Annotated in this window: 6 protein-coding genes and 6 pseudogenes; 8 read left to right on the top strand and 4 right to left on the bottom strand. The window is 60.5% G+C overall.

Annotation, left to right across the window (positions count from 1 at the left end; translation table 11 throughout):
* Positions 1–209 precede the first annotated feature (209 nt).
* Positions 210–1,410 (top strand): annotated as a pseudogene (locus IVA80_RS01700) (ABC transporter substrate-binding protein).
* A 432-nt stretch (positions 1,411–1,842) separates the two neighbouring features.
* Here IVA80_RS01700 and IVA80_RS01695 read toward each other — a convergent pair.
* The gene (locus tag IVA80_RS01695) at positions 1,843–2,355 is read right to left on the bottom strand and encodes a helix-turn-helix domain-containing protein (protein WP_247424977.1); all 513 of its coding nucleotides are present in this window, start codon (positions 2,353–2,355) and stop codon (positions 1,843–1,845) included.
* 239 nt (positions 2,356–2,594) lie between these two features.
* On the opposite strand from IVA80_RS01695, the pseudogene IVA80_RS01690 reads away from it, so the two are divergent.
* From IVA80_RS01690 to IVA80_RS38175, 3 pseudogenes are all read left to right on the top strand, one after another.
* A pseudogene (locus IVA80_RS01690) lies at positions 2,595–3,225 on the top strand (2-hydroxychromene-2-carboxylate isomerase).
* 96 nt (positions 3,226–3,321) lie between these two features.
* A pseudogene (locus IVA80_RS38180) lies at positions 3,322–3,465 on the top strand (CoA transferase); the annotation flags it as partial.
* Positions 3,466–3,497: 32 nt separating this feature from the next.
* Positions 3,498–3,560: pseudogene (locus tag IVA80_RS38175) on the top strand (hypothetical protein); the annotation flags it as partial.
* Positions 3,561–3,665: 105 nt separating this feature from the next.
* Here IVA80_RS38175 and IVA80_RS01680 read toward each other — a convergent pair.
* Positions 3,666–4,085 (bottom strand): annotated as a pseudogene (locus tag IVA80_RS01680) (SDR family NAD(P)-dependent oxidoreductase); the annotation flags it as partial.
* A gap of 525 nt (positions 4,086–4,610) precedes the next feature.
* Between IVA80_RS01680 and IVA80_RS01675 the strand changes: the two are divergent.
* The 4 genes and pseudogenes from IVA80_RS01675 to IVA80_RS01660 all read left to right on the top strand — a co-directional run bounded on the left by IVA80_RS01675 (position 4,611) and on the right by IVA80_RS01660 (position 8,191).
* The gene (locus IVA80_RS01675) at positions 4,611–5,348 is read left to right on the top strand and encodes an SDR family oxidoreductase (protein ID WP_247424973.1); all 738 of its coding nucleotides are present in this window, start codon (positions 4,611–4,613) and stop codon (positions 5,346–5,348) included.
* Positions 5,349–5,438: 90 nt separating this feature from the next.
* A pseudogene (locus tag IVA80_RS01670) lies at positions 5,439–5,639 on the top strand (acyl-CoA dehydrogenase family protein); the annotation flags it as partial.
* A 53-nt stretch (positions 5,640–5,692) separates the two neighbouring features.
* Entirely contained in the window at positions 5,693–7,159 is a 1,467-nt protein-coding gene (locus IVA80_RS01665; protein ID WP_247424971.1) for an acetyl-CoA C-acyltransferase, read from the top strand.
* Positions 7,160–7,180: 21 nt separating this feature from the next.
* Entirely contained in the window at positions 7,181–8,191 is a 1,011-nt protein-coding gene (locus IVA80_RS01660) for a nitronate monooxygenase family protein (RefSeq protein WP_247424968.1), read from the top strand.
* Between the two features lie 148 nt (positions 8,192–8,339).
* On the opposite strand, the gene IVA80_RS01655 is transcribed toward IVA80_RS01660, so the two are convergent.
* On the bottom strand, positions 8,340–11,123 hold the full coding sequence (locus IVA80_RS01655) for a UPF0182 family protein (RefSeq protein WP_247424965.1): 2,784 nt from the start codon (positions 11,121–11,123) through the stop codon (positions 8,340–8,342).
* 492 nt (positions 11,124–11,615) lie between these two features.
* Positions 11,616–12,509 (bottom strand): complex I NDUFA9 subunit family protein, encoded by an 894-nt coding sequence (locus IVA80_RS01650; protein WP_247424963.1) that lies wholly within the window; start codon positions 12,507–12,509, stop codon positions 11,616–11,618.
* Positions 12,510–12,529: the final 20 nt, after the last annotated feature.

The raw sequence follows: 12,529 nt of genomic DNA, 5'->3' as shown, positions 1-12,529 counted from the left end.
GCACATGATCATCTAATCGCTTGACGAGTTGAAAAAAAAGAACTGTAGGCTGCAACGAAGATGGTCGCACGCAACGGCCGCGACGTGCCGGAATACGGCTGGACCCGTTCAGCGCGATGCGTCTTCGCAACGAACGCGACGAGCAGCCGCCGGCGCAACAAAGCAAAGCCACGCACCCGAAAAAGGGTGCACGTTTGGGAGGACAAACAATGCTGGTGCGATGGAAGATCGCTACGGCTCTGATGCTATTTTCGAGCGGTCCGGCATTCGCCGCCGACGAGCCGGGAGTCTCTGCCACCGAGATCAAGATCGGCGGAGTGTTTCCCTTCAGCGGACCGGCGTCATCCATCGGCCTCGTGGGCAAGGGACTCATGGCCTACATTCAGGCCTTGAATGACCGCGGCGGTGTCAACGGACGCAAGATCAACTACATCGCCTATGACGACGGATACAGTCCTCCCAAGGCGGTGGAGCACGTCCGCAAGCTCTTTGAAAGCGACGAAGTGTCGTTCATGTTCGGCCAGCTCGGCACTCCCGGTATTTCGGCCACTGCAAAATACCTGAAGGCCAAGGGGGTACCGAGTGTCGCTATCGTCAGCGGCTCGTCCAAATTCACGGACGTCGCCAATTTCCCGCTGATCACCACGGGTCTTGTCAGCTACGACACGGAAGGGAAAATCTACGCCAAATACCTGACGAAGACGCTGCCGAACGCCAAGTGTGCCATCCTCTATCAGAACGACGATCTCGGCAGAGATTACGTCGGTGCCTTCAAGGCGTTTCTCGGCAAGGAGTTCGACCGGAAGGTCATCAGCGCTTCCTATGAGGTCACCGAACCGACGATTGATTCGCAGATTACCAATCTGAAGAGCTCGGGTGCCGAGGCGCTGGTGATCGCCGGGACGCCGAAGTTCGCAAGCCCAGGCCATCCGGCAAGCCTCGGTGATCGGCTGGAAGGCGACCGTGATCATCAATTTCCCCTCCGCTTCGGTCGGAGGCACGCTTGCACCGGCCGGACTCGACAAATCGGTCGGCGTGATGGTCGGTACAATCAACAAGGATATCCTGGATGAAACATGGAAAGACGACCCGGGCATGCAGGCCTACCGGGCGTTTTTCGACAAGTATTTGCCAGGCGCCGATATCACCAACGGCAGCTATCTGACGGGCTATCAGCAAGGCGTCCTGCTCGAGCAGATTCTCAAGCAATGCGGTGATGATCTGTCGCGGAAGAATATTCTTGGGCAGGCGAAGAACCTGAAAAATGTCGTCGTTCCGACTGCACTGCCCGGGATCAGGGTCAACACCACCGAGACCGAGAACATGATCTGGACGCAGACGCGGCTGCAGCGCTGCACCGGCACGACGTGGCAAGCCTTCGGAGAAGTCCTGGATGCCATGTCCGAGTGACCCTGGCGTAGCCCGCTCGCTCTATCAATCGCGGCAATCCAGGAGGTCGTTTTCGATAACGACGAAGCCACTGACGTTCGCGCCAAGGGAGCTCTCCGTCGAGCGCCGGACAGACGGCACGCTGATATTGAGATCGCCCCTTGAATTAGGACCATGCGACTGGCGCATCACCGATTGTCTCCCGCGCTGGGCAAGCGCCGTTCCAGACAGAATATTCCTCGCGCAACGCAATGCCGAAGGGGCATGGGACGAGATCACCTATAGCGAGGCATGGTCGCAGGTCCAGGCGGTCGGCCAGAGCCTGATCGATATGGGCGCAAAGCCGACTGACAGGCTGGCGGTGCTTTCGGGGAACGTCTCTACTGCAATAAACCCGGCCCGGATGTGGTGCGGGTCTGAGGATGCGGTCAGTCGGTGGCGATCCCAGCAGCCTCAAGCGGCGCTGCGGCGCGCCTTCGCCTTCGGCTTGTCAGGCGCCGCTATCGTCAGCGGGCTTTGCGCGCCCGGGCCTGGGTGGGTATGAACCTCCTTGGCCAGGAGCGGCTCGCCGCATTCAGAACACACCATGACCGGGTCGAAGTTCTTTCCGCACTTGTGGTGCTGGTGCAGCAGCGGCCGGCCGCGCTCGTCGACCATGTGAGTGTCGCCCCAATGCACAAGCGCCATCATGATCGGATAAAGATCGAGTCCCTTTTGGGTCAGGATATATTCGTGGCGTTTGGGCGCTTCCTGGTAGGGAATGCGGCGCAGGATGCCCAGCCGAACCAGCTTCTTCAGCCGTTCGGCAAGCAGATGGCGTGTAATTCCGAGCGCCGACTGAAATCCCTCGAAGCGGCGCGTGCGCAGAAAACATTCCCGCAGGATCAGAAGCGTCCAGCGGTCGCCGATCACGCCAATGGTCCGGGCCATCGAACACGGCTCTTCCTCGAGTTCCTTCCATTTCATCCGTACTCTCCAGTCACACCGGCAGGGCCGGCTCGAATCGTCGCTGAGGCCGCCGCATTTTCCTTGCATTCTAGATAGGTACTGAATTCCAAACAATACCCCGAGGGAAACGGAAAACCAGCATAAATCCGGCCAAAGTTGACAGTTCTATTTTAGAACTGTAAAGACGAGATCAGGCAAGGCATGCGATGGGATCGCCGGTCTCTGGCGGCCGATGCGCTCTGCGGGAGAAAGCGATCATAGCCCCTAAGGTTGAATTCCAGTTCGATTTCGGCAGCCCAAACGCTTATCTGGCGGAAGTTGCCATTCCCGGGATCGAGCGGCGGACCGGCGTGAAGTTCGAGTACGTCCCGGTCCTGCTTGGCGGGATCTACAAGGCGACCGGCAACATGTCCCCGTTCGACTCGCTTCGCGGGATCAAGAACAAACCGGAATACCAGGCGCTCGAGACCCAGCGGTTTATCCGGCGCCACAACATCACGAAGTTTCGTCAGAACTCCTTCTTTCCTGTCAATGCATTGATGCTGATGCGCGGCGCCGCCGCGGCCCAGTTCGAAGGCGTGTTCGAACCCTTTCCGCGCCGCCTATCATCACATGTGGGAAGAGCCCAAGAAGATGGATGATCCCGAAGTGTTCAGGAGCGCGTTTGCTGCCTCGGGGATCGACATCGGCAAGCTGGTCGCGCGCGCACAGCAGGATGATGTCAAGAAGAAGCTGATCGATCTGACCAATGACGCGGTCAGCCGCGGTGCCTTCGGTTCACCGACATTCTTCGTCGGCAACGAGATGTTTCTCGGCAAGGATCAACTCCGGGACGTCGAGGAATCGATCGTCGAACAGGCCCGGCAGCCCGTTTCCAAAACCGGCTAGTTACGGACTTGTGGTTCGGGCGTGTGGTGACGAGGGACCCGCGGACGCTAGAGTCACCTTCGGCCGGTTGCAGAAGAAACATCGAAGGAGAGTGCAATGGCTGGTCCCTTGAGCGGCGTTCGTGTCCTCGATCTGACCGGCGTGGTGTCCGGCCGGTTTGCGACCAAGTTTCTCGCAGATCAGGGCGCCGACGTACTCAAGATCGCGCCGATCGGCGGCGACATCACCCGCCGCAGCCGGGCCGGCATCGATAAGGCGGCGAGTTCTCCGCGCTGTTCATCTCGTCAAACCGCGGCAAGCGTTCGCTCTCGATCGACGTCAAGAGCACGGCCGGGGGCGAGGTGCCGGCCAAACTGGTCGCGCAAGCCGATGTCCTGGTGCAGAAATTTCCGGCCCGGCACCATCGAGCGCCTCGGTCTCGGTGTCGAAGAACTGCGCCAGCCGCCGCGAACGCTTGCGGTTGCACCCGTAAGGAAGATGGTGCCGCGCCCGCGCGGCAGCATAACGCGCGGGACTTTGCGTCCGAACAGGAAGCCAGCGTAGCACGCCAGCTCCCAGGCCTTGAAGAATAGCGTCTCCGTGGTGTCCAGCAGGGGCGTGTTGACGTTCGACCCGGCATTGAAAAGGCAGATATCGATCGGCCCGATCTCGCGTTCGACATCCGCAAACAGCTTTTGAACGTCCGCTTCCTGGCGGGCATCGACGCTCAAGGCGTGGATGCTTTGGCCTTTCTTCCTGAGTTCATCGACAAGCGCCTGGGATTTGGCCGCATCGCGTCTGCAGATGCAAACAGTGTAGCCGCCGCTGGCAAACCGCCGCGCAACGGCAGCGCCGATGGCATCACCCGCGCCGACAAGCATCGCGACTCCGCGACTTTCTCCCATGCTCGCCACCCCTATAAGTTCTGATTTGACATGCTATGGATATCGACTGGAAGTCGCGTTTGTAAACGGAGTCCTCGTAATTCCTGAACATGGCAGCAAAGTTGCCGCTTCAGGATCCGACAGTGCCGACAAAATAGCGATTGACGAGTTCTAAAAAAGAACGCATGTTTCATCACGAGGCGCAATGTTGAAAAAGCGTCGATATTCTTCATTGTGGGAGGCGGCTGGTGGTGGCGAAACTATCGCAAGGGCTCGATCTTTGTGAGATTGCTTTCGGGTTGCCGAGCCGCATTGATCAATCAACTTGCCGCCCGCCCGCCAAAGCCCCGGATCGAACCGCGCCAGTCAAAGACGGCGCCTCCGGCCGTGGTAACTTCGGTCAGCACGGCCAGGTGAGAGCGGGTGACCGCATCTTCGTCGGTCGCGAAATTGCGCTCCACGTTCCAGGGCCGACAGAACAGCTTCGCACACAGCGCGTCTAACCTAACCGGGAGAAGACCCTTGAGAAAAAGAAATGCAACCGTCGCCGTGATCGGCGCGGGCGATTTCATCGGTGGCGAGATCGCCAAGAAGTTTGCCTCCGAGGGCTTTACCGTCTTCGCCGGCCGCCGCAACGGCGACAAGCTGGCGCCGCTGGTCAAGGAGATCGAGGCCGCCGGCGGCGAGATCCAGGCACGTTCGCTCGACGCGCGCAAAGAAGAGGAGATCATTTCGTTCCTGAATGACGCCGACCAGCACGCGCCCTTGGATGTCTGCATCTTCAACATCGGCGCCAACGTCAACTTCCCGATTCTCGAAACGACCGAGCGCGTGTTCCGCAAGGTCTGGGAGATGGCCTGTTACTCCGGCTTCCTCGCCGGGCGGGAGGCAGCCCGGCTGATGCTGCCGCGCGGCCAAGGCAATATTTTCTTCACCGGCGCGACCGCGTCCTTGCGCGGTGGCAGCGGCTATGCCGCCTTTGCCAGCGCCAAATTCGGACTGCGCGCTGTGGCGCAGGCGATGGCGCGCGAGCTGGGCCCGAAGAATATCCATGTCGCCCACCTCATTATCGATTCCGGTGTCGACACCGAGTGGGTCCGCCAGCGGCGCCTCGAAGCGCTCGGCCCCGATGCGCTTGACGATCCGGATCTGCTCATGCCGCCGGCCTCGGTCGCGACGTCCTATTGGCAGCTCTATCAGCAGCCGAAGAGCGCCTGGACGTTCGAGATGGAAATCCGCCCCTTCGGTGAGAAGTGGTAGGAAGCGCGCGATGGAACTCGCACTGTCTCCCGAGACGCGGCCTTCCGTGATGAGGTGCGCGCTTTCATCGCCGAAAATGATCCGAAGGAAATGCGGGTCCCCAATCCGGAGACCGACCTGACCAAAGAGCAACCCTTGCTCTGGCACCGCGTTCTCTACAGGAAGGGCTGGATCGCGCCGCTCTGGCCCAAGGAATATGGCGGCCCCGGCTGGTCGATCACCCGACGTTTTATCTTCGAGCAGGAAACAAGCCGCGCTGGTACGCTGCCGCCGTTGGCGTTCAGCGTCACCATGGTTGGTCCCGTCATCTACACCTTCGGCAACGACGCGCAAAAACAGAAGTTTTGCCGCGGATCCTTTCGGGTGATGATTGGTGGTGCCAGGGCTATTCGGAGCCGGGCTCGGGTTCGGACCTCGCCACCGTCCGGACCAAGGCCGTGCGCGACGGCGACCACTACGTCGTCAATGGCCACAAGACCTGGACGACGTTGGCACAGCACGCCGACTGGATCTTCTGCCTGGTGCGTACCGATCCTTCGCCCAAGCCTCAGGCCGGCATCTCGTTCCTCCTGATCGACATGAAATCGCCCGGCGTCACCGCGCGTCCGATCATCACGATCGACGGATCGCATGAGGTGAATGACGTCTTCCTCGAAGACCTGCGCGTCCCCGTCGAGAACCTGATCGGCGAGGAGAACAAGGGCTGGACCTACGCAAAATTCCTGCTCGGTAACGAGCGCACCAGGCGCGCGGGCATCGAACCGGGCGAGGTCGAGGACGTGGTGATGGGTTGCGCGATGCAACAGGGCACCATGGTGATGAACGTCGCACGCAAGGGCGCGATTCGGGCCGGCCTGCCGGTCACCGTCGCCGGGACCACGATCGATCGGCAATGCGCGTCCGGCCTGCAGGCCATAGCGGTTGCGGCACGCTTGATCATGCTGGACGGAGTCGAGACCGCGATCGGTGGCGGCATCGAATCGATCAGCCTGGTGCAGAACGAGCACATGAACAAATTCCACGCCGTTGACGATGAGCTGATGGCGATGAAGCCGGACATGTACATGTCGATGCTCGACACCGCCGAGATCGTCGCCGAGCGTTACAAGATCGGCCGCGGCCGGCAGGACGAATACAGCCTCGAATGTCAGCGCCGTATCGGAACCGCGGTGCTGGCCGGCCGCTTCAATGACGAGATCGTTCCGATCACGACCAGGATGGCCGTCGTCAACAAGGACACCAAGGAGGTCACCTATCAGGAGGTGACGCTGTCGAAGGATGAAGGTCCGCGTCCCGAGACCACGGCGGAAGGGCTTGCGAAGACCAAGCCGGTGTTCGAGGGCAAGACCATCACGGCGGGCATTGCCAGCCAGCTCTCCGACGGCGCATCGGCCTGCGTGATCATGAGCGACAGGATCGCCGCCAAGAAAGGCCTGAAGCCGCTCGGTATCTTCCGCGGCTTCGTCGCGGCCGGAGTCGAGCCGGACGAAATGGGTATCGGTTCGGTGGCTGCAATCCCACGCCTTCTCAAGCGGCACGGCCTGAAGATCGATGACATCGATCTCTGGGGGCTGAATGAAGCCTATGCCGTCCAGGTGATCTACTGCCGCGACAAGCTCGGCATCGATCCGGACAAGCTCAACGTCAATGGCGGCTCGATCGCGATCGGCCATCCCTATGACACGACGGGCGCCCGGCTTGCGGGTCACATCCTGATCGAGGGGCGGCGGCGCAAGGCGAAGTACGGCGTGGTGATCATGTGCATCGGCGGCGGCATGGGTGCGGCGGGCCTGTTTGAAATCGTCAACTGATCGGAAAGCGGAGAAGCGCGCGTGAAGACAGCAATCACTGAACTGTTCGGCATCCAGCACCCGATCATCCAGGGCGGCATGCATTATGTCGGCTTTGCCGAGCTGGCAGCTGCGGTGTCGAACGCCGGCGGTCTTGGCATTGTCACCGGCCTGACGCAGAGGACGCCGGAGCTGCTGGCGAAGGAAATCGCGCGCTGCCGCGACATGACCGACAAGCCGTTCGGCGTGAACCTGACTTTCCTGCCGAGCTTCACCGCGCCGCCCTATCCGGAATACATCGCCGCCATCAGGGAAGGCGGCGTCAAGGCGGTGGAGACCGCGGGTCGCAGTCCGGAAGCGTACATGCCCGCGCTGAAGGCGGCCGGCATCAAGGTGATCCACAAATGCACCTCGGTGCGGCGTTCGCTGAAGGCCGAGAGGATCGGTTGCGACGCCGTCAGCGTCGACGGCTTCGAATGCGGCGGCCATCCCGGCGAGGACGACATTCCGAACATGATCCTGCTGCCGCGCGCGGCCGATGAACTGAAGATTCCGTTCGTCGCCTCGGGCGGCATGGCGGATGCGCGCAGCCTGGTCGCCGCGCTGTCGATGGGTGCCGCCGGCATGAACATGGGCACGCGCTTCATCGCCACCAAGGAAGCGCCAGTCCATCCCAATGTGAAGAAGGCGCTGGTCGAAGCCAGCGAACTCGACACCGTGCTTGTGATGCGCGCGCTGCGCAACACCGAGCGCGTGCTGAAGAACAAGGGTGTCGATTACCTGCTCGAGATCGAGCGCGAGAAGGGCGCAGGCCTGCAGATCGCGGATATCCACGAGCAGGTCGCGGGCGTCTATCCGAAGGTGATGCTCGACGGCGAGATGGATGCCGGCGCCTGGAGCTGCGGCATGGTGGTCGGGCTGATCAACGATATCCCGACGGTGAAGGAGTTGATCGATCGCATCATGACGGAAGCCGAGCAGATCATCCGGCAGCGGCTGACCGGCTTCCTTGACGGTGCTGTCGCGAATGCGATCGCCCGTGCTGTTGCTTGACGAAGGCCATTGCGAGCGAACGTTTTAGTGCGCGAGATCGGCACTCGCCGATCGCTTTCAGCGCCCGTCGGGAATCGATCGGCTCTCGATCTGCGCGTTGAACGCGCAGTTTCGGATTGGAGCAGGGCTAGACTGCGGAGTTAGGGCACTACTGGTCGGCGGAGTGCCGGTTCATTTCCTCCAAGTTCTCGCGCATTGCATCGAACTGCGTGCCAAAGCCCTTCCAGTCGCCGGACCTCAATCGTTCAACGGCCCGATTGTAGTGGTCGAGCGCCTCCCGTGCCTGACTTGCCGACGGGCGTGTGACGGACATTTCCTCATTCGTACTCGAGGTCGACCGCACCGCGCCAGGTTCGATGAACAGAGCTGACAATGCCTCGGCGAGCGTCTCCTTCATCACCACATGTTCGCCATAGGCCGCGATCACGCGTTTCAGTTCCGGCAAGTGTCCGTGCTCCGCTCGCAAATAGAGCGGCGTGACGTAGAGGATCGAGTTTTCGATCGGGATCACAAGCAAGTTCGCGCCGCGTATCACCCGCGAGCCCATCTGATTCCACAGCGTGATCTGTTGCGATATCTCAGTACTCTGGTTGATCCGCGCCTCGATCTGGAATGGCCCGTAGACGAGCTTCTCCTTGGGAAATTCATAGACGACCAGCTTGCCGTAGTGGGGCGCGTCGCAACGCGCGGCGAGCCACGCGATCATATTGTCGCGACGGCTGGGTACCATGGGAAGCATAAGGAAGAACTCGGCCTGTGGCTCACCGGGCAGCCGCATGATGATGTAATACGGGGCCATGGTTGCAACGCCGCCGCCGCCCGGCTGGCGCGGGAACTGCCAGAGATCCTCGCGATTGTAGAAAACGTCGGCCACTTCCATGTGGTAGGCCTGATAGAGCTGCGCCTGAATCAGGAACAGGTCCTCTGGATAGCGAATGTGCCTCTGCAGATCCGCCGGCATGGCCGAGAATGACTTGAACAAATTCGGAAAGATACGTTGGTAGGTCGCGGCAATCGGATCGCCGCTGTCCATCAGATAAAAGTCGACGGTTCCATCATAGGCATCGATGGTGACCTTCACTGAATTGCGAATGTAGTTGAGATCAAGGTCTTGCACAGGCTGCGCGGACGGGAAGTAAGAACTCACCGTGTAGGCGTCCTGCATCCAGAACATCCGCCCGTTGCTGATGACCAGATAAGGATCGTGATCGAGTCTGAGGAACGGAGCGATCGTTCGTACCCTTTCCCCGATATTGCGGCGGATCATGATCCGGCTGTCGGTGGTGATGTAGCTTGAAAGCAGCAGGTTCGGGTCATTGAAGTAATAAGCGAACAAGCCTTTCCACACCATCGCTCCGATCGGAATGCCACCCGTGCCGTCATAGGCCGCATAGACATTGTCCTTTCCCTTCGGATAATCGAACTCCGGCGTGCTCCCCTTAACGATGACGTAGTCGTCGCTCCGTTCGCCGTAGTAGATGCGCGGCTCGTCGATTTTGGGGCCTCCTTCCGCAACGGGAGGGATATCCCGCAAATAGAGAAGCGGCAGTCCTTCGGTGCTTTTCCGGGTGACCGGGCTCATCACAGCGCCATTGCCATGAGTAAACAGCACGTGGCGGTTGACCCACGTCTGGGCGTTCGGCGGCAGCAAGGAGGGCCGCAGTTCGCGAGCCGAGAGCATCACGCTTTGGTAGGAGCCATCGAGCCAGTAGCGATCAACGTCAAGATCATGGAATTTGTAGTAAGTGCGGATCTCCTGCAGCTGCGCGTAGGTGTCCGACAAGGGCAGCCAGTCCCACAGCCTGATATTGTCGATCGTCGCCTTGTTGGCGTCGAGCGTCTTGAAGCTGAGCTTCTGTTCTGCGGCAAACGGCTTGGCTGTGATCTGATCGAGATTGTATGCCTGCCGGGTCAGCGCGATGTTGCGTTCGATATAGGGCCTTTCCAGCTCCAATTCGCTTGGCTTTACGAAGAACTGCCGGAACAGCACGGGAACTACGCCGGACAGCACGAAAGACCCGGTCACGACAAGAAGGAACGCGGCGGCAGGAAGCCGGTGGGTGCGCACCCACAAGTTTGCCCACGCGGCGAGAGCGGCGATGACCGAAAGTCCGATCATCAGCCACAAGGCCGGCAGCCCCAAGTGGACATCGGTGTAACTTGCACCGACGACCACGCCGTTATCGCCGTAGAGCAGCAGGTAGCGATCGAGACCATAGGACCAGGCCTTCACTGCAAAGAGAAGACCGAGCAGCGCCGAGCCATGGGCAATCACTGTCGACGATATTGATCGGCGATGAATGTCGTATTCGATATCACCGTGCACCCAGTAGATCGCCGCGGTGAAAAGCGTGCTCAGAACGAGCGCGAGCATCATCCAATTCTTGATGAGGATATAGGCGGGCAGTGAGAAGAGATAGAAGCCGATGTCCTTGTCGTAGAGCGGATCGTCTGCCCCATATGGTACCTGATAGACAAACCCCAGGAACACGGCCCAGTTGCCGACTTCGGCCGCCGCCACAAGTAGAGCGAGCAGAGCTGCACCGCCTGTGATCAACTGGGGCCACGGCAGTCGATCGCGCACAAGCGATAGCAGATTTGGCGGCGCGTTGCCTACGGCGGTCCACCCCGAAGCGGCGACAAGCTGTGTCGACCGCCGTTCGGCAAAGCGCAGGGCCAGCCATCCGTTCAAAAAGAGGACGACGGCGGTTGCCGTCCAGACCGCAAGAAAGACGACGGCTTTGGCACCGATTGTTGCCCAAAAAACCTGCGGATAACCGACCAAAGAAAACCACAGCCAGTCGACCAGAAAGTCGCTCGCGAGCCGGAGCAGGATCAGGAAAATCCCAATGACGATGGCCGCAATAATGAGCCCGACCACGGCACTTTGCCTTGGTACCTTCCGTTCGGGTCCGGTAATCCCGATCGTCATGGTTTGATCATAGCGGAAACGCGGGATGTCCGCCGCTTGATTCGTGGTCGGGATTGCGCCTCAAGGCGGGCGGCGCAGGTGCCCAAAACTGTGTCGCCAGAACCCCGGAGCAGTGCAAAGTGGCAAATTGAAATGGCCCAGGCTGGCTGGCTGAGGCTAGAGGCCGGCCCCCGATACCAACAGGAGGGCACCGATTGCCATAAGGAGAATGCCCGGCCAGTTCGCTCCGACCCCCAAGAATCCCAATCCCCGCCGTGTCGGCTCCAGAGTATCGCCAGCCGGCCGACTAAGCGATCCCCGCCAAATAGCAGCGCGCACCATGTACAAGAGTCCGCCAAGAACGAGCAGAGCGCCAAGTCCCATCAGCACCATTCTCGCCTCCTCAATTCATCGCTGCCATGCACAACGAACCAGGATTCAAGCGCCGGGAGGTCTGATTCGTTCCGGGCGCGAACCGGCGGCCGCTAAAGCGGGTTAGCCGGGACGCTTCTTTCATCCTCGATTCGATAACATCCTCTGGAGGATTTCCTCGATCGAGTGTGGCGAAATGCCCAGCTCGGCAAATCCAGGCATGTCGGGTGATGACACGGAGTCGATCCGCATCAGCTCCACCTGATTGCGAGTAAGGGGTGAACGAGGGAGTATTTCGGAGGCCCATGCCAGCGCTTGCCAAATGGCAAACGGCATTGGAATCAGGAGAGGCGCGCGGCCAACTTGATGCGCGATCGCTCTGAGCAGTTGCTCGTAAGAGTAGGGGGTCGGGCCGCCGAATTCAAAGACCGTCGGGTAAGACTCGGCTCGCTCCATGATTCGGGCAACCGCCTCCGCAACATCTTCGACATAGGCCGGTTGCAATCTGGTCCGGCCGCGGCCGAACATCGGATAGATCGGAAGCCAACGAAGGAGCTTGAGGATGGTGTTGAGAAACGCGTCGTCCGGTCCGAACATCACAGCCGGGCGGACGATAAATGCAGCGGCGAATTCCGCGCGGACCGCGCGTTCGCCTTCGCCGCGCTTTCGGATGTAGCAGGATGGCGAGGCGGCGTCGGCACCGATCCCCGAAACGTGAACAAGCCGTTCGACTCCAGCCCGGCGGGCCTGGGCTGCTACCCGTTGAGCCGACCCGACGTGAACGGAGTGAAAAGTCTCCAGTCCGCGCTCGCGATAAAGGCTGACCGCGTTTATGACGCCGTAGGCGCCAGCCAGCGCATCCGCAACTGATTGCTCGTCGTGAATGTCGGCCTCTACCGATTGAAGTTGCGGATTCTCGGGACCAGACTGGCTGTGCCCCCCGTCCGGATGCCTTGATGCGATCCGGACGGAAAATTCGCGATTGCGCAGATGGCGGACGATGCGGTTGCCGAGAAAGCCGGTTCCGCCGAACACGGTGATGGTGCGACCGCTCG

The sequence above is a fragment of the Bradyrhizobium sp. 139 genome (assembly GCF_023074175.1).
Taxonomy (GTDB): Bacteria; Pseudomonadota; Alphaproteobacteria; order Rhizobiales; family Xanthobacteraceae; genus Bradyrhizobium.
Note: the sequence above shows the minus strand (reverse complement) of the source record. Positions and strands in the feature narration are given on the sequence as shown.